This is a genomic window from Intrasporangium sp. (assembly GCF_036566125.1).
In the GTDB taxonomy this organism is placed as follows: Bacteria; Actinomycetota; Actinomycetes; order Actinomycetales; family Dermatophilaceae; genus Intrasporangium.
The window spans coordinates 1-17988 of record NZ_DATCWX010000100.1; the positions used below are offsets into that span (position 1 = coordinate 1).

Annotated in this window: 15 protein-coding genes, 1 tRNA gene and 1 pseudogene; 11 read left to right on the top strand and 6 right to left on the bottom strand. The window is 68.2% G+C overall.

What is annotated here, in order from left to right; translation table 11 throughout:
- Nucleotides 1–312, top strand: a pseudogene (locus VIR15_RS06055) (hypothetical protein); the annotation flags it as partial.
- Nucleotides 313–321: 9 nt separating this feature from the next.
- Here VIR15_RS06055 and VIR15_RS06060 read toward each other — a convergent pair.
- Genes VIR15_RS06060 through VIR15_RS06070 form a run of 3 tightly spaced genes read right to left on the bottom strand, consistent with a single transcriptional unit; the run spans nt 322 to nt 3612 of the window.
- Nucleotides 322–1461, bottom strand: coding sequence for an AI-2E family transporter (locus VIR15_RS06060; protein ID WP_331926579.1), 1140 nt, complete (start codon nt 1459–1461; stop codon nt 322–324).
- 35 nt (nt 1462–1496) lie between these two features.
- Nucleotides 1497–2387 carry a DUF72 domain-containing protein gene (locus tag VIR15_RS06065; protein ID WP_331926580.1) on the bottom strand — a complete coding sequence of 297 codons (891 nt, stop codon included), beginning with the start codon at nt 2385–2387 and terminating at the stop codon, nt 1497–1499.
- Between the two features lie 10 nt (nt 2388–2397).
- Nucleotides 2398–3612, bottom strand: a complete 1215-nt coding sequence (locus tag VIR15_RS06070) for a dipeptidase (protein WP_331926581.1) — start codon at nt 3610–3612, stop codon at nt 2398–2400.
- Between the two features lie 82 nt (nt 3613–3694).
- Between VIR15_RS06070 and VIR15_RS06075 the strand changes: the two genes are divergently transcribed.
- The 10 genes from VIR15_RS06075 (at nt 3695) to VIR15_RS06120 (ending at nt 14641) form a co-directional block, all read left to right on the top strand.
- Entirely contained in the window at nt 3695–4564 is an 870-nt protein-coding gene (locus tag VIR15_RS06075; RefSeq protein ID WP_331926582.1) for an SDR family oxidoreductase, read from the top strand.
- Nucleotides 4561–5646 carry an alcohol dehydrogenase catalytic domain-containing protein gene (locus VIR15_RS06080; RefSeq protein ID WP_331926583.1) on the top strand — a complete coding sequence of 362 codons (1086 nt, stop codon included), beginning with the start codon at nt 4561–4563 and terminating at the stop codon, nt 5644–5646. The genes VIR15_RS06075 and VIR15_RS06080 overlap by 4 nt, the downstream gene beginning before the upstream one ends.
- Before the next feature lie 3 nt (nt 5647–5649).
- On the top strand, nt 5650–7083 hold the full coding sequence (locus VIR15_RS06085) for an NAD(P)-binding protein (protein WP_331926584.1): 1434 nt from the start codon (nt 5650–5652) through the stop codon (nt 7081–7083).
- A 143-nt stretch (nt 7084–7226) separates the two neighbouring features.
- Nucleotides 7227–7634 carry a DUF7144 family membrane protein gene (locus VIR15_RS06090; RefSeq protein ID WP_331926585.1) on the top strand — a complete coding sequence of 136 codons (408 nt, stop codon included), beginning with the start codon at nt 7227–7229 and terminating at the stop codon, nt 7632–7634.
- A gap of 98 nt (nt 7635–7732) precedes the next feature.
- Nucleotides 7733–8353, top strand: a complete 621-nt coding sequence (locus tag VIR15_RS06095) for a GNAT family N-acetyltransferase (protein ID WP_331926586.1) — start codon at nt 7733–7735, stop codon at nt 8351–8353.
- Between the two features lie 175 nt (nt 8354–8528).
- Nucleotides 8529–10523, top strand: coding sequence for a S53 family peptidase (locus VIR15_RS06100; RefSeq protein WP_331926587.1), 1995 nt, complete (start codon nt 8529–8531; stop codon nt 10521–10523).
- A 138-nt stretch (nt 10524–10661) separates the two neighbouring features.
- Entirely contained in the window at nt 10662–11048 is a 387-nt protein-coding gene (locus tag VIR15_RS06105) for a cupin domain-containing protein (RefSeq protein WP_331926588.1), read from the top strand.
- A 308-nt stretch (nt 11049–11356) separates the two neighbouring features.
- On the top strand, nt 11357–12565 hold the full coding sequence (locus VIR15_RS06110) for a cytochrome b N-terminal domain-containing protein (protein ID WP_331926589.1): 1209 nt from the start codon (nt 11357–11359) through the stop codon (nt 12563–12565).
- 54 nt (nt 12566–12619) lie between these two features.
- On the top strand, nt 12620–12982 hold the full coding sequence (locus VIR15_RS06115; RefSeq protein WP_331926590.1) for a hypothetical protein: 363 nt from the start codon (nt 12620–12622) through the stop codon (nt 12980–12982).
- A 297-nt stretch (nt 12983–13279) separates the two neighbouring features.
- Nucleotides 13280–14641 (top strand): phenylacetate--CoA ligase family protein, encoded by a 1362-nt coding sequence (locus tag VIR15_RS06120; protein WP_331926591.1) that lies wholly within the window; start codon nt 13280–13282, stop codon nt 14639–14641.
- A 314-nt stretch (nt 14642–14955) separates the two neighbouring features.
- Here VIR15_RS06120 and VIR15_RS06125 read toward each other — a convergent pair.
- From VIR15_RS06125 to VIR15_RS06135, 3 genes are all read right to left on the bottom strand, one after another.
- A tRNA-Ala gene (locus VIR15_RS06125) sits at nt 14956–15028 on the bottom strand.
- Between the two features lie 175 nt (nt 15029–15203).
- Complete coding sequence (locus VIR15_RS06130) at nt 15204–16808, bottom strand: dolichyl-phosphate-mannose--protein mannosyltransferase (protein ID WP_331926592.1); 1605 nt, start codon at nt 16806–16808, stop codon at nt 15204–15206.
- 54 nt (nt 16809–16862) lie between these two features.
- Nucleotides 16863–17966, bottom strand: a complete 1104-nt coding sequence (locus tag VIR15_RS06135; protein ID WP_331926593.1) for a hypothetical protein — start codon at nt 17964–17966, stop codon at nt 16863–16865.
- Between the last annotated feature and the right edge of the window lie 22 nt (nt 17967–17988).

Consider the following 17988-nt stretch of genomic DNA (forward strand, 5'->3'; position numbering starts at 1 on the left):
CCCGCCACGACCAGTGAGCCGGCCACGGCGGGAGTGGGCGCGGCAGGGCGAGCGAGCTCAGCGGCATACGGCATGGTGTTTGACGTCGAGGCGACGGAGGCCACGGCGCAGAAGTCGGCCGAGCCACCCGCCCCCGGCACGTGGAGCCCGGTGCCGGTGCCCACTCCGACGTACGCGATGAAGGCGAAGGCCGAGCCGCGCTTCACGGAGGACGGCATCCCGGCGGACGTCTTCGACACGCCCGAGTTCGCGGACGAGGTCGACGAGCTCGACGACCGGGCGCTGTTCGCGCGCCGCGCCGCGTCGCAGTAACCCCGCGAGTCAGGCGTTGGCGGGCGCGGATCCCTCCTCGGCCGATTCCTCCAGCTCTTCATCGAGCTCCTCCTCGGGCTCGTTCATGAGCAGGTGCTTGCCGACGGCGTTGAGCACGGCAGCGAACGGCACCGCGGCCAGCGCACCGACGATCCCCGCGATCTGCGACCCGGCGGCGATCGCGAGGATGACGCCGAGCGGGTGAACGCTGACGGCATGGCCGAGCAGGAGCGGCTGGAGGACGTGCGACTCGAGCTGCTGCACCCCGATGACGACGGCGAGCATGATGAGCGCCACGCCGAAGCCCTGTGAGACGAGCGCGAGGATGACCGCCACCGCGCCGGACAGCAGCGCACCGACGATGGGGATGAAGGCGAAGAGGAACACGAGCACGCCGATGGCGAACGCGAAGGGCACCTTGAGGATCGCGGCGCCGAGCGCGATGCCCACGGCGTCGACGAACGCCACGATGATCGTCGCGCGGACGAAGGCTGACAGCTGGTCCCAGGCGATGCGGCCGGAGGACGCGACGCGGGAGCGCGCCACTCGTGGGAAGAGGCGCACCACCCAGTTCCAGATCCGCGGCCCGTCGTAGAGGAAGAAGAACAGGGAGAAGAGGGTGATGAAGATCCCGGCGATGAAGTGCGTCGCCGTCAGCCCGACATTGGCGGCGGTCCGGCCGAGGTTGCCGGAGCTGCTCACGCCGTCCCGAAGGCTCTCGAAGTAGCGGTCGAACTCCGTGTCGGTGATGTTGAACGTCGTCCGCACCCAGTCACGGATCTGCTCCAAACCCGTCGCCACCTGCGCCGTCAGGTCCGACAAGCCGCTGCTGAACTGTTGGCCGATGAGGGTGAAGAGCGCGCTGACCGCGATGAGGACGCCGACGACGGTCAGGCCGGCGGCGGCGCCGGTGTGCATGACTCGCGCGATCCGCCTGGTGATCGGCACGAGCATCGCCGCGAGCAGGAGGGCCACGAGGAGCGGGACGACGATCTGCGAGAACTCACGCAGGACGAGCGAGACGATGTAGAGCGCGGCGCCGATGACGAGCAGGCGCAGCGACCACTCGCTCGCCGCTCGTACCGCGGGAGGGACGGCCGTTCGTCGGGCGGGCTCAGCGGGGGGTGGCTGGGTGGCGTTGTCGGTCACGAGGACACGGTATGCCGCTGAGCTCGCTTCCGCGGTCAGGTGCCGTCGGAATCGTGGCTGGGCTCGTCGTCAGTGGCGCGGGAGGTGGTGGAGGCGGGAAGTCGGTCGAGTCGGTCGAGTCGGTCGAGGAGGGCGACGGCGTCGTGGGGTGCGTGGCCCTTGGCGTCGTTGTCGAAATAGACGTAGGTGTCGTGCCCGTCGGCGAGCCACCGGTTGACCTGGGCTGCCCAGCGGTCGAGGGAGTCGTCGGTGTAGCCGCTGGCGTAGAGCTCGGTCTCGCCGTGCAGCCGGACATAGCGGAAGTCGCTCGTCGCGTCGTGCAGCTGCGGCCAGCGGCCCGCGCTGTCGGCGACGACGGTGCAGATGTCGTGCTCGGCGAGGAACGCGCGGGCGTCGGCCGTGTCGAAGCTCTCGTGGCGGGGCTCGAGGGCGTGGCGGATCCTATGGTGGGTGAGGGCCGCGGTGGTGGCGCGGTCGTCGGGGACCTTGTCGTCGTGGCGCTCGGCCAGCTCGGCGGCTGCTGTGGTCGTGCGGGGGAGGAGCTCGAAGAAGGCGGCGAGGCGCTCGGGGTCGAAGCGCGTCCGCTCGGGCAGCTGCCAGAGGATCGGGCCGAGCTTGTCGCCGAGTGTGAGCACCCCTGAGGCGAAGAAGTTGGCGAGCGGGGTCTCGACGTCGCGCAGCTGCTTGAGATGGGTGATGAACCGGCCGCCCTTGACGGCGAAGACGAAGCCGTCCGGGGTGGCGTTGCGCCAGGCCTCGTAGGAGGTGGGGCGCTGGAGCGAGTAGAAGGAGCCGTTGATCTCGACGGAGGTCATTCGCTCGGCTGCGTAGTGCAGCTCGTCCTTCTGGCGCAGGCCCTTGGGGTAGAAGTCTCCCCGCCAGCGCGGGTAGCGCCAGCCGGAGACGCCGACACGGGCCTGGCTCATGGTGTCGAGGCTAGTGTGGTTGGGCGGCGGGGACGTGTGACTCGGGGAGGACGGCGCGCAGGACGCGAAGGGTGTTGCCGCCCATGATCGCCGCGATCTCATCCTCGCTGCGGCCGCGGTCGAGCAGTTCCTGGGTGATCACGGCGAGGTCGCTGGTGTCCCAGCCGACCGTCACCGCGCCGTCGTAGTCGCTGCCGAGCGCTGCCGTACCGATCCCGCCGACCTCGATGACGTGCTCGATGGCGTCGACGACCGCCTTGGGCGTCAGTTCGCAGACGGCTGCGTCCCAGTAGCCGATGCCGACGACACCGCCGGTCCGCGCGATGCCGCGGATCTCGTCGTCGGTGAGGTTGCGGTTGACGTTGCAGGTCGCCTGGACGCCACCGTGGCTGGCGACGAGCGGCCTGGTCGCTCGCTGCAGGATCTCGTCGATGGCGGTGTGGCTGGCGTGGGCGAGGTCGACGATGATGCCGCGCGCCTCCATCGCGTCGACGGCCCGCCGCCCGAGATCGGTGAGGCCGCCCTTGTCGACGCCGTGCATCGAGCCGGCGAGCTCGTTGTCGAAGAAATGGGTGAAGCCGGCCATCCGCATGCCGGCCGCTTCGAGTGTGTCGAGGTTCTCGAGCCGGCCCTCGAGGTTCTGCAGTCCCTCGACGGAGAAGAGGGCCCCGGTCACGTCCTGACCGGCCTGTCGGGCCGTGACGAGCCGGTCGACGTCTGCCTTGGTCCTGATCAGGATCAGCGCGCCCTGGGAGTCCCTGGCCGCCTGCTCGAGCTTCTCGGCGTGGTAGAGCGAGCGCTGCAGCAGCGAACCCCACGTCCGCGGGGGCTGCAGCTGGACCATCGTCAGGAGCGTGATGTTGTCGGTGTCGCCGGTGTTGGACTCGTAGTTCTGACCTCTCGGTGACTTGGACACCGACGAGAAGACCTGGAGGGCGACATGGCCCTCGCGCAGGCGCGGCAGGTCCACGTGGCCGCGGTCGGCGCGCTCGAGCAGGTCGCGGGCCCACATCAGCGTGTCGGCATGCAGGTCGACGACCTGCAGCCGCTGATGGAGGTCTCGGGCCCGTGGACTCACCTCGGGCAGGGGATCGGGCTCGAGCTTGTTCATCGAGCTCTCGACGAGTCCGGGTCCGACGGTGACCAAGGCTGCCCCCGCCCCGACGAGCACCACCCCGAGTGCGATGAGGCCGCGCCGCAGCCAGCGCCGCTGTTCCCGGGTCATGACGCGGATGCTAGCCGAGGGCTGGTTGTGCGGCCGGGACCTGCGCGCGGCTCCGCTGAGTCTCACGCCTAGCATCGAACGCATGAGCACATCGGAAGGCGCGCCGGCCCTGGCGATGACGGGCTCGACCGGCTGGCTCGGTGGTCTCGTCGCGCGGGGACTGGAGGAACTCCGGGTGGCCCAGCGACTTCTGGTCCGGGACCTCGCACGGGCACCTCAGCTGGAGGGTGCGACGGTCCTGCAGAGCACGTATGGCGACTCGACCGCGAACGCGGAGGCCCTGGACGGAGTGTCGACGCTGTTCATGGTCTCGGCCGCGGAGCACGAGAAGCGGCTCGAGGAGCATCGGGCCTTCATCGACGCAGCCGCAGGCGCCGGTGTGGAGCACATCGTCTACGTCTCGTTCTTCGGTGCTGCGCCCGATGCGACGTTCACGCTGGCCCGGGACCACTTCGCGACCGAGGAGCACATCAAGGCGTCCGGTATGGCGTGGACCTTCCTCCGGGACAACCTCTACCTCGAGTTCACCGAGGCGATGGTCGGGCCGGACGGCGTGATCCGCGGACCGGCAGGCGATGGCCGAGCGGCGGTCGTCTCGCACGAGGACATCGCTCGGGTTGCGGTTGCGGTGCTTGCGGAACCGGCGCGGCACGCCGGCGAGAGCTATTCGCTGACCGGACCGGAGGCGCTGACCCTGTCGGAGGCGGCACGGGTCCTCACCGAGGTCCGCGGTCGCGAGGTGCGGTTCCAGGACGAGACGGTCGAGGAGGCCTACCGGTCCCGGGAGGTGTACGGAGCGCCGGACTGGCAGGTCGAGGCCTGGGTCTCGACGTACCTTGCGATCAAGGCGGGGGAGCTCGACGGGGTGACGGACGACATCGAGCGGGTTACCGGGCGGCGGCCCCTGTCCCTGCGCGACTACCTGGCCGCGTCCCAGAGCAGCTCGTCGTGAAGGCAGTCATCTACGACGAGATCGGGGCGGCTCCCGTGGTCCGGGACGTGCCCGATCCCGTTGCGCCGGAGGGTGGTGTGGTCGTTTCTGTGCGCGCCACGGGGCTCTGCCGCAGCGACTGGCACGCGTGGGTCGGGCACGACGAGATCAGGCTTCCCCACGTGCCTGGGCACGAGCTCGCGGGTGTGGTCTCCGCCGTCGGGGAAGGCGTCGAGGACTGGTCGGTGGGTGACCGGGTGACCGTGCCCTTCGTCGAGGGCTGCGGCGCGTGCGAGTGGTGCCGGTCTGGCAACGCGCAGGTGTGTCCATCCCAGGAACAGCCCGGCTTCACCCATTGGGGCTCGTTCGCCGAATCCGTTGCGCTGCACGCTGCTGACACCAATCTCGTGGCAGTGCCGGACGAGGTGTCGTTCGAGGCGGCCGCGGCACTGGGCTGCCGGTTTGCCACCGCATGGCGCGCGCTCACGGATCGGGCGCAGGTCCGGGCCGGCGAGTGGGTCACCGTCGTCGGTGCCGGCGGCGTCGGGCTCTCCTGCGTGATGATCGGCAAGGCGCTGGGGGCCAAGGTGATCGCCGTCGACCGCAACCACGAGGCGCTGGCTGCCGCCAAGGCGGTGGGTGCCGACATCACGTTGGCGACCGACGCCTCCGCCGTGCCGGGGTTGGTGCACGAGCTGACCTCGGGGGGAAGCCACGTCTCCGTGGACGCGGTGGGCACGGAGGAGACCTGCGCGGACTCGATCCTGTCGCTGCGTCGTCGCGGCCGACACGTCCAGATCGGGCTGCTGCCCCCGGTCGGCGGCCATCCCCGAGTGCCGATGTCGCGCGTGATCGCTTGGGAACTGGACCTGCTCGGCTCGCACGGCATGGCTGCGGTCGACTACCGGGCCATGATGGCCCGCATCGCGTCGGGGGACCTACGGCCCGAGTCGCTGATCGAGCGGGTCGTCGGGCTCGAGGAGGCGGCGACGCTGCTGCCCACCATGGACCGGGCTGTCGTCAGCGGCATCACGATGATCGACCCCGCTCGGCCCCGCTCGCCGAAAGCGATGGACGCCGTGGTGACCGAGTGCCAGCGTTGATGCATGACCCGTACCGGCTTCCAGCACGAGGTGGACTACCTCGTGGTGGGAGCCGGTGCCATGGGGATGGCCTTCGCCGACGCCCTGAGCGACCACGCCGATGTGCGCGTGGCGCTGGTCGACCGTCGCCACGGCGTCGGCGGGCATTGGCTTGAGGCGTATCCCTTCGTCCGCCTGCACCAGGCCTCGGCCTTCTACGGCGTCGCGTCGACCCTGCTCGGCGGTGGCAGGCTGCAGCAGAACGGGCCTGAGATCGGCCTTCAGGAGCGGGCCACCCAGGCGGAGATCCTCACCTACTACGTGCGGATGCTCGAGCGGATGGTCGAGGCGGGGAAGGTGGAGTTCCTCCCGAACTGCGACTATGTCGGTGACCGCCACATCGTCTCGCGGATCTCCGGTGAGCGTCTCGAGGTGCCGGAGCGGTGCCGCGTCGTCGACGCCCGCTATCTGTCCCCGAGCATCCCTGCCGAGGCGCCTGCGCCGTTCGTGGTCGCGGATGACGCGACGGTGCTACCTGTCAACGAGCTGGCACGACTCGAGGAGGCGCCGAGCCAGTACGTCGTCGTGGGCTCTGGCAAGACCGCGACCGACGCGTGCATCTGGCTGCTCTCCCGTGGTGTCGACCCTGATCGGATCTGCTGGGTGCGACCGCGCGAGCCCTGGATGCTCAACCGTGCGGTGGTGCAACCCGATCCCGCTGTCTACCTCGGCATGGCCGCTGATGTCATGCAGCTGGCGACGACGGCAACCTCCGTCGACGACCTGTTCCTGCGGCTCGAGGACGCCGGGATCATGCTGCGGATCGACCCGTCGATCATGCCCACGATGGCCAAGACGCCAACCCTCGCGATGTGGGAGCTGGAGCAGCTCCGCAGCCTGGAGAACGTCGTGCGCCGCGGTCACCTGCTCGCTGCGAGCCGCGGTCGCCTCCGCTTCGCCAACGGGTCCGTCACTGTCGCAAGGGACGCCGTAGTCGTCCACTGTGCCGCTGATGGCCTGAAGTGCGCGCCGCTCGTGCCGGTGTGGCGCCCTGAGGTGATCACGCTGCAGCCGATCAGGACCGGTTTCCCGTGCTTTGGCGCGGCTCTGGTCGGCTACGTCGAGGCGACCCGTCACGACGACGATGAGAAGAACCGCCTCTGCCCTCCGTCGCCGCTGCCGAACTCGCTGAGCGGATGGGCCAGGATGAACCTTGTGGGAACCCGGTCGGCCATGTCCTTCTCGGCCGAGGCGGACATCAAGGAGTGGGCGGATCGTGTGGCCCTGAACCCGGCTCGCATCCCGCCCGACTACGCGGGATCAGACGCCTTGGAGGACGCTCGCGCCCGGTTGGCCACGTACACCCGCCCCGCGCTGACGAAGCTCGCGGAGTTCGCGCTCGATGGCGCAGCCGAAGCGTCGGGTGGTTCAAGCCCGGCGCGTTCTGGGAGGACCTGAAGTTCGGGCTCGCCAGCTGAATGGCTTGGTGGATTTTCGTTTCACCTCGAAAGGATGAGTGCGTGGTCGCGGTGCTCACCTAGCGTTCGAGAAAGGGCATTCCGGCCATATCCCGTGACCGGTGACATGAAGGGAAGGGATCGATGTCGAGTCAACCTTCACCGACCAAAGTGGGGTGGGCAGAGGGCCTCACGGTGTTCGCGGCGTCCCTGCTCATGCTGGTCGGCATCTTCCAGGCGCTCCAGGGCCTCGCCGCCATCATCAACGACCAACGCTTCGTTGTGACCGGCAATTACATCTACAAGTTCGACACCACGCAGTGGGGTTGGATCCACCTGATCCTGGGGCTCGCCGCAATCGGACTGGGTATCGCCATGCTCATGGGGCAGACCTGGTCGTTCATCGTCGCAATGGTCGTCGCGGTCCTCTCGGCGGTGGCGCAGTTCATGTGGCTCCCTTACTACCCTGTCTGGGCCATCGTCATCATCGCTCTTGACGTGGCCATCATCTGGGCACTCGTCACTCAACTCGGCAGGTCCAGGACAGTCTGAACGCGGGCGCAGGACACCGTCCCCCCGCGAGTTCGCGGTGTGCGAGCACATCGATATGGTCGACCCGCACTGGTGCGCGACGAACGGAGTGGGCGGGGATGGGCCAGACGATGGTTGACGTCGAGCGGGGAGACGAGCTCGGCGAGGGATATCGGCGCCGCATCACCGAGGTCTATGTGCGCAGTTTCGCGAAGGACTTCGTCGCGTTCTCGCGGGACACCAGCACGTTGGCCGACGCCTTCGAGCACATGCTGCTGCTCGAACGGTTCTACATCGCGCTGGTGGACGGGGAGCCCGCCGGACTCGCCTCGCTCACCGAGGGCGACCAGACCCTGTTCGCGCCGCGATGGCGGGAGATCCGGCGACACCTCGGGCTGGTGCGCGGACTGCTTGGTTACGTGGTGATCCGGACCTGGTTCATGCGCCCTTCGGAAGACGCCCGCCCAGGGCTCGCCGAGATCGGGTTCGTCGCCACCGAGCCTGCCCATCAGGGTCGAGGCGTCGCGACTGCGTTGCTGCGACACCTCTTGGCACTTCCTGAGTATCGCGAATATGTGCTCGAGGACATCAAGGACACCAATGAGCCCGCCCTCGGCCTCTACGCCAAGCTCGGCTTCACCGTGTACAAGCGACGGAAGGTGCGCTTTGCCCGACGAGCCGGATTCACCGAACTGGTGTCGATGAGGCTCGTCCAGGACCACGTGTCGCAACGTCGCTAGGCCGAAATCGCCGGTGTCTGCACGTGAGTTGGCCGTAGTTCACGCCATGTTCACAGGAAACTCTCAGAGTGCAGAGTCTTGTCATGGGAGTCCGTTGGGGAGTCGACTGAAACCGCACCTGTTGAAGGCGGCCGTGCAGAAAGACGCGGTCCTGGTTCCGACAAAGGAGCACAACGTGCGATTGCTACGAAGCATCCCGCTTGTCGGGGTGGCGGTGGCGGCTCTGGTGACAGGCACCGGGGGCGCCGGATTGGCAGCCGGCTCCAGCGGTGGCAACACCAAGCTGCCTGGCAGCCTGCCGACGTGGGCCACGGCGGTCCATCGAGTCGGCTCGGCAAATGGTTCACAACCGGTCGGCTTCCGCGTCTACCTGCGCAACCGCGACGACGCGGGCGCCGCAGCCTACGCTCGCGCAGTGTCGACCAAGGGCAATGCGCTCTACGGCAAGTTCCTCACTCCCGCTCAGTTCCGCTCCAGGTTCAGCCCCACGGCCGCCGACGTCGCCCGCGTCGAGACCTGGCTGCGCGGACAGGGCTTCACGATCGGCACCGTCCCGGACAACAACAAGTACGTGGAGGCGATCGGCACCGTTGCGAAGGCGGCGAAGGCGTTCAACACCTCCTTCGCCACGTTCCGCTATCAGGGTCAGACCATGCGGTCCAACACCACGGCCCTGTCGGTGCCGTCCTCGCTGTCCGGGATCCAGGGAGTGATCGGTCTGGATGAGTCGGCGAATCTCGTCCACGTCGACGCATCGCCGCCGGCCGGGTTCCGCAACGCCCCGCCGTGCTCTCGGTACTGGGGTCAGAAGACGCTCGCGAACACGCCCACTCCGGATGGCACCATGCTGACTCCCGGTCCGTGGTCGAACAACGCAGCCGGCACCGTCACGGCCTACTCCGTCACGGCATTCGCCCCGTGCGGGTACGCCGGGACACAGCTGCAGGGCGCGTACGGCTTGACCAGCGCCATCGACTCAGGCAACGACGGAACAGGCGTGACCGTGGCCGTCATCGACGCCTATGCCTCCTCCACCATCGTGAGCGACGTCACCGAGTACTCCCGCCGGCATGGCCTGCCCCCGATCACCGGGCACTTCAGCCAGGTCGTGGCGCCGGGCACGTATGTCCGTCCGCAGAACCCGGTGCAGGACCCGGAGGGTTGGAGCGGCGAGGAGACTCTCGACGTCGAGGCCGTGCACACGATGGCACCGGGCGCCGACATCGTCTACGTGGGCGCGCCGAACAACTACCGAGACCTCGACGCCATCATGAACCGGGTCGTGGACCGGCACCTGGCCGACATCGTCACCAACTCCTACGGGTACGCGGGCGAAGCGCTACCTCCGGGGTACATCAAGCCGCAGGAAGACACCTACATCCAGGCAGCAGCCGAGGGAATCAGCCTCTTCTTCTCCTCCGGTGACAGCGGCGACGAGACCTTCGGTGACTCCTCCGCCACCCCGAGCCCCGACTGGCCGGCATCGAGCCCGTGGGTCACTGCGGTGGGTGGAACCTCTATGGGCGTGACCCAGGGCAACACCCGCCTGTTCGAGCTGGGCTGGCAGTCCGGCACGAGCACGTGGGACAAGAAGACCTCCACGTGGGGACCGCTGTCCTACCTCTATGGCGGAGGCGGCGGCACAAGTCGGCTGTTCGCCCAGCCGTCCTACCAGGCCGGTGTCGTGCCCAACTCAATCGCGACCTACAACGGCACCGCTCCGGCCGCCCGGGTCGTTCCGGACGTCTCGGCCCTGGGTGACCCCAACACCGGAATGCTTGTCGGGCAGACCCAGCGGTTCTCCAATGGCACCTACTACGACGAGTACCGCATCGGGGGGACGAGCCTGTCCTCGCCGCTGTACGCGGGCATGTTCGCCCTGGCTGTCCAGAACCACGGCAGCTACGGGTTGGCGAACCCGGCACTGTACGCAGCACGCAGTGTGTCGTACGACGTGACGAAGACCTTGCGCTCCACCTATCCAGGAGCCATCCGGGTCAACTTCGTGAACTCCGAGAACGCCGACGACGGGTACACCTACCTCACCCGCACCTTCGACTGGGACGAGCCGCTGACCATCCACGTCAGGCCCGGCTACGACGACGTCACCGGTGTGGGGTCGCCTGCCGGAAGCGCCTGGTTGAACGCGGTCAGCAGCTACGGCGGCTGACCGCGTCCGCCCGGTTCCACCGTAACGACACCAGGGAAGGCCCGCCGCGCACTCCGAGCGGCGGGCCTTCCGCGACCGGACCGCCCGGACAGTGGCTGGTCGATCGACGTCGGGCGCAGGGACGGTCATGCTGTCAGGGTGAGCCCGCACCGACCGAGCGGCTGCGCTGACGAGATCCTCGAGGTGACCACTGTGGAGAAGCACTCATTGACGGCCCTGGCCCGCACCCAGCTCGAGGGAGCCCGATCGTCGTCGACCGGACGCAGCGCCCGCACCGTCTACGGCGGGCACGAACACCAGCTGCGCCAGACCGTGATCGCGCTGCTCGAAGGGCAGGTGCTCGACGAGCACGAGAGCCCGGGCGAGGCCACGCTCCACGTGCTCGGCGGCCGGGTCCGCCTCATCAGTGACGAGGCGTCCTGGGACGGCGCGCCCGGGGACCTCCTCGTCATCCCGCCTGCCCGGCACAGCGTCGAGGCAGTCAAGGACAGCACGATCCTGCTGACGGTCGTCAAGCGTGCGTGACACGATCCCTACTCGGCCCACGCGCCCACCGCCCTGACTGTCACCAAGCCGCCGGCCGCGATGGAGCCATGGTTGTCGTGGACGACCGTGAGCAAGGACGGTGCCGTCTCGCTCCGGTGCGCCGCGCTGGCCCTGATCAGACTGGCATGGCTTCAGATCTTCTTCGGCATGGTGCGCCTCTTCGGTACCCTTCGCCGAAGGCGTCGGCAGGTTCGGATCATTGCCATCCAATGGCTACCGGCGAGACAATGACTCTCGGGAGTTCACCAGGACAGGTGGCGGTGCGAAGGCACTGGAGGCAAACCACCATGTCTGAAACACAGCCCGTCGTCCCTGAGGTGCCGGACCCCGGCGAGGAGCGACCAAACCAGACGGCGACAGTCGAACCGCCGACGGGCGCAGATTGGCGGCACGCGTTCCGGGATCAGGTCAAGGACCAGCTCGGCGTCCGCGGGATGATCAGCGAGTACATGATCCCGGTGGAGACCAACACCATCTGGTACTCCTTGGGCGGTGTGCTTGGCATCTCCCTGGCCCTGGAGATCCTCACCGGAATGCTGCTCTCTCTGCGATACATCCCGGACGCGGGCCGGGCCTACGGCATCACCAAGACCCTGCTCAGCGAGGGCGGCTGGTCAGTGGTGCTCAACTTCCACTACTGGAACGCCTACGTGATCTTCGCCCTCGTCATGATCCACATGATGCGGGTGTTCTTCAGCGGCGGATACCGCGGGGCCAAGAAGGGGCTCTGGCAGATCGGCGTCGCCCTTGCCGGGACGGTGTTCCTGATCAGCATCACCGGAGAGACGCTGCACTGGGACGAGCGCGGGTTCGCGGTGCCGTGGCACACCTCGGAGATCTTGGAGGCGGTCGGGCTGAGCGAGCCTCTGCACTACACGCACCAGGACCTGCTCAACGTGCCGAGTGCCACCAACCTGCTCATCCCGTACTGGGCGCTGCACGTGTCGATCCTGCCGATCCTGCTGCTTGGGCTGATCGCCATGCACTACTACCTGATCAAGGTGAAGGGCATCTCGCTGCCGTTCTGGCACAAGGCCAGCGGCCGGAAGGTGCCGTTCAGCACCCATATTCGGGAGTGGCTGATCTACAGCGCGATCATCCTCGGCCCCATCCTCGTGATCTCGTTCATCCACCGCGACGCCGGTCCCGAACCTCAGCTGCTGCCCACTTCGGAGTTCTACGGGTCCGAGCACGGCCCCGGCGGCCTCGGCATCGTGCCGACCTTCCCGATCACGTGGACCCACGGCATGAATCGCTTCGTCAATATCGCCTTCGGCCTCGAGCCCGACATCTGGGGCACCGTCATCGGCATGGTTCTGATGACGGCCGCCCTGGTCGCCATCCCCTACCTGGACCGGGGCGGGCCGGTCGAGCCACGCGACTGGGACGAGGCGCTGAGCCTGCAACGGCGTGGCTGGGCCTACTTCGCCATTGCGCTGTTCTGGGCGATCATGATCATCGGCACCGTGACCAACCTCGTCACCCCGGTCGGGTGACCCGACCACGACGGCTCTCCCGGCAACGTCCGGGTGGGCCACGGATTGGGTGCCATGTTCGCCCGTGACCTGCACGTCCTGCTCACCCTCGCCACGGGACTAGCGATGCTCGCCACCACCGGCGAGGCCGCCATCCGCCTGATCCGGGGCCGGCCTCCCGGCCGGTTCGCCGCCCGCAGCCTGGCCGTGGCACTCATCCTGGTAGTCATGGCCGCCGCGGGCGGACTGGCCCTGCTGGCGGGCGGTCACCGGCCCCGGGAGTGGTGGCACGCCATGTACGCCGGGTTCGCCTTTGCCATGATCCCGCTCGCCGACTCCATCGCTCTGCGCGCCGGTCCCCGATGGAAGGCCCTCGCGCGACTCATCGGCGCACTCATCGCCCTGGAAGTGCTCGTGCGCCTGTTCCAGACCGGCTGACCTGGACTCGTCCGCAGCCTTATGACGTCACACAGGCAGCAACGACCTCTACTCCGCAGGGTGCTGCACCGCAGCGGCCCCGCTGCGACCCGGCATTCGACCAGGCAAAGGGCCCCATCGTGGGTGACATGGCGTGGCCGGCGAACATGGCCTGGGAGATGTGGCTTCTCATGGGCATTGTGACGCTCGGCTTTTGGATGTTGGTCGGGCTGGACCTCAGGGACATGGTCAGGCCGACCGCCCAGTACGTCGATGCCAAGCAGCTTCGGGGTCGACCGTGACCGAAGGGAGGATGCCATGCGAATGACGCTGCTTGCCAAGGTGCTTCGGCTGAGGCGCGAGCTCACGCGGCCCGAGTCATGGACCCGCGCCCAACTCGAAACACATCAGGCTGCGTTGCTCCGCGAGCTTCGAGCCTATGCGTGCGACGCATCATCCTTCTACCGCCGGTTCCATGACGGAATGGCCGGAGCGCCGCTGCACGAGCTGCCCATCCTGACCAAGGGCATGCTCATGGAGCACTTCGACGAGGTGGTGACAGACCGCGAGGTCCGGTTGCAGCAGGTCACCAGCTTCCTTGCGAGCACGCGGGGTGCCGAGCTGTTCCGAGGCAGCTACTACGTGGCGCGCACAGCCGGGACGACAGGGCAGCCCGGCATCTTCCTGTGGAATGCCGACGAATGGGCCGGCATCCTGGCCTCCTATAACCGGCCATACGCATGGGGCGGTGCCAACTTCCGGCTGACTCGGCGCAGCAGCATGGCCGTCGTCAGCTCCACGACGCCGTGGCACCAGTCCGCGCTCGTCGGCGCGACCGTCGACAGCCCAATCCTGCGGACACTGCGCATCGACTCCGGCGGGCCGCTGGAGGATGTCGTGGCTCAGCTGCAGCGCTTCCGGCCCGACGTCCTCGTCGGCTACGCCTCGATGCTTAGGCTCTTGGCCGCGGAGCAGAGCGCGGATCGTCTGCACATCGCGCCCAACGCCATGTTCAGCGCCTCCGAGGTCCTCACCGACGCCACCCGCCGTGCCATCGCCACCGCGTGGAGCCGAGAACCCTTCAACGTCTACGCCGCCACCGAGACCGCAGGAGTCGCGGCGGAGTGCCAGCACCATACCGGAATGCATCTGTTCGAGGACCTCGTCATCACCGAGGTCGTGGACGAACAGAACCGTCCCGTTGCCCCAGGGAACTATGGCGCCAGAGTGCTCGTCACCGTGCTCGGGTCACGCACTATCCCGCTCATCCGGTACGAGTTAAGCGACAGCGTCCGATTGTCCTCGGCAAGTGCATGTCCGTGCGGGATGCCCTTCACCCGCATCGACGGCCTCCAAGGTCGAGAACAGGAGGCCCTACGGCTGCGAGGCATCGACGGTGGGGAAGTCGTCATCCAGCCCGTGGTCTTCCACCGGATCATGGACACCGTCCCGACCAGCGCCTGGCAGATCGTGCGGGAAAGCGCTGAACTGCGGGTCCTGCTCGCCGGCCTGCCTGTCGGCTCCGGTTCTGAGGGGTTGGCCGGGAAGGTACGGAAGGAGCTCACACAACTGGGTGCCAGCGTGCCGCCCATCCGTATCGAGAGGGTCGCCTCCATCCCGCGGACCGCCCTCGGAAAGGCTCCTTTGATCCGTTCCGTGGGGACGCAGCCAGACCCGTGACGTGACCGACGTCGTTCCGCGAGGCGACTGGGGTAAGCGCCCAGTCTCAGGCCCGGGGCGCGCGGGAGGTAGTCCCCAAAGAGAGCGGGCGGCGGAGGGGCCATCCACTGGCACCTTCATCACCCTCATGGACACCGCTGAGATCTCACGCGCCGATAGGAAGGGCCCCAAGCGCCCAGCCACGTTGATCCCTACGTGTCAACACCTGGCATGGGAGTCAGGGGTAACTGGCGACAGCGGGTCGGGCAAATGACAAAGATGAAACCCCGCCGGACCGATCGCGTTGGCGCTGGTCAGACAGGGCTTCTGAGGGGTGGAGCTGAGGGGATTCGAACCCCTGACCTTCTCATTGCGAACGAGACGCGCTACCAACTGCGCCACAGCCCCTTGATGCGACAGGAACTGTAACACCACGCGGCCCGCCGGATGAAACCCGACGGGGCCACGCCCGCCCCATACTGGCTCAGCGCGGGGGACCCGACCCCGCGCGCGCCACCCCACCGCGCGCAGGATGCGCGGCGCGCTTGGCGAGGCATCGCGCGCTACGTCGGCCCACCCGCGCTCAGACCCAGCTGGGGAACCACATCCGCTGCGACCACTCCGTCTGCGGGATCACGTCCGCCACGTAGATCGGGTGGAAGAACGCGAACAGCCCGATCGTCAGGAGCACGAAGGCCCCCATCACCCCCAGCCCGACCCGACGTCGCGTGACCGACGTCTCCCGTCCACCGATGATCAGACCGAGCACATACACGCAGGCCAGCACGACCCACGGCACGAAAGACACCTCGTAGAAGGAGTAGATCGTCCGGTCGGCGAGCAAGAACCACGGCAGGTATCCGGCTGCGATGCCGCACAGCACGGCCCCGGCCCGCCAGTCGCGGCGCAGCGCCCACATGAAGAGGAGGACGAAGATCGCCAACGTCCCGCCCCACCAGATCGACACCGTCCCGATCGAGGTGATCGCCTTGCTGCACTGGTCGACCATGCAGCCGTCGACGCCCTTCACCGGCCCCTCGTAGAAGAACGACGTGGGCCGGCCCTGGATCATCCACGACCACGGACTCGTCTGGTAGGGATGCGGCGAGTTGATCGAGGCACTCGACTCGAACATCTGCTGGTGGTATGCCCACAGCGACCGCCACCAGTCGGGCAGCAGGCCGCCGAGCCCGCCGGACGGCCGCGTTTCGGCCCAGGTGCGGAACGAGCCGCCCCGCGTGAGGATCCACCCGGTCCAGCTGGCCACATAGGTGACAAGAGCGGTCCCGACGAGCTGCACGAACGCGAACAGCCCGTCCTTGACGACGCCTCCGACGACCCAGCCGCGCACCCCGGCGGATCGTCGCGCCCCGAGGTCCCACAGGACGGTGAGCAGGCCGAAGAAGACAAGGAAGTAGAGCCCCGACCACTTCACGCCCGCCGCCAGACCGAGCATGACGCCGGCGACCCAGCGCCACGGCCGCCAGCCGAGCCACGGCCCCCACCGGCTGATCGACGCCCGTGACACCCCGGCCACCTTCGCCGCCAACACCTCGCGCGCCTTGTCCCGGTCGATGAGCAGCGCCCCGAACGCAGCCAGCCCGAAGAACATGACGAAGATGTCGAGCAGCCCGGTCCGTGAGTGCACGAAGTGGTGCCCCTCGAAGGCCAGCAGCGCAGCGGCGACCGCGCCCAGCAGGTCCGACTGGAAGAGCCGACGCGCGATCCGCCCGAGCATGAGGATCGACAGCGTCCCTGCCAGGGCCACCGCGAACCGCCACCCGAACGAGTTGAGGATGCCGAACGGCACCTCGCCGAGCCCGATGAGCCACTTGCCGACCGGCGGGTGGACGACGAAGTCGCCCTCCGTGCCCCAGACGAACGGGTCGTTGGCCGTGAAGTGCTGGTCGACCTGTTTGGCCTGCTCGAGGACGGGGTCGACCTTCATCTCGAAGCCGAACAGGATCATCGACCAGCCCTGCTTGACGTAGTACGTCTCGTCGAAGATCAGCTGGTGCGGCGCGCCGACGTGCCAGAACCGCATGATCCCGCCGACGGCGGTGAAGAACAGCGGTCCCAGCCACCCGAGCGTCAGCAGGTTGCCGAGCCGTCGCCGGGGCGGCGCGTCACGGAAGTCGTCCTCCGGTTTCCCGAGCAGGCGCGAGCGCACTGCCAGGGCGGAGTTCATGGGCGCCATCGTATGCAGTTCGGCTGGCAGCCCAGTGCATGCTGGCCTTCACAATCACTTGGTCGTATGCCGCTGGGCTCGCTTCTCGGGGCCAGCATCGTCCCAGCCCTCCCGCCGGACCCGGTAGGCGAGGGCGGCGACGCCGAGGGCGAGGCCCCACGGCACCCACAGCAGCTCGGGAGCCCACGCGCCCCAGTCGACCGGCTCGCCGGGGAGCCGGTCGATCTCACCACCGAGAATGATGACCGCAAAGCTGATTCCGGCCGAGATAACGGCCATGGCGACGAAGAGCGCCGGCACGACGGCGAGCGACACGGGAACGGCGCGCCCACCGATGCGCGGAACCCACGACCAGAACACTTCCCCCCAGCGCTGCACGAGACCGAGCGTGAGCAGCGACCCGAGGATGCCGAAGAGGCCGAGGCCGAGACCGGCGAACTTCGCATCGCCGAGCATGACGAGGAACTCATCCGAGACCCCGAGAGGAATGCCCAACGCCCAGGCGACCCGCGTCGAGGCGTAGACGAGCGGCACTGCGACGGCGACGCCTACCGCCCAGTGCCCGACACGCAGCGCGGCAATGCGACGGCGCTCGGCCTCCTCGCGGTCCTTACCGGATGCGGTGCTCCCGCGGACCCGAGACCCGGTGAAGACTGCCAGGCCGGTGAGGAGCAGGGCGACCCCGCCGACGCTGTGCGTGAGCGAAAGGAGCACCGGGGCCGGGATCGTCATGTCCTGGCCCGCGAACGGCTCGACCCCGATGTAGTGCAGCAGCACCATGGGCAGATAGCCGAGCAGCGTCAGCGAACGCACGTCAGCGAGGGCCAGGGCGACAACGAGGCCAGTTGCGAGCAGCATGCCACCGGCCACCCGGGCCGACCGCCGTCCACGACGGTGTCCAGCGGCCAAGCCGGCGAGGCTCATCCCGGAAAGGGCTGCGACGAGCACGGCGACAGTCGAGGTGGAGAGGGCGCTGAGCACGGACGGGTCGGTGCCGGCCCACGGCGTCACGTCGAGGCCGGCCAGATGACCGAGCGCGAGGCCGAGCTGGAGGACGGCCCACAGGGCGGCGACCGTGGCGGCGACTGGCGGGCGTGACCTGGGGCGGTGAGTCGCCGACGGCTGGGCCTGCCCGAGAACGGTGAGGAGGGTTTCCATGCCTTCACCGTGCGCCAGGGGA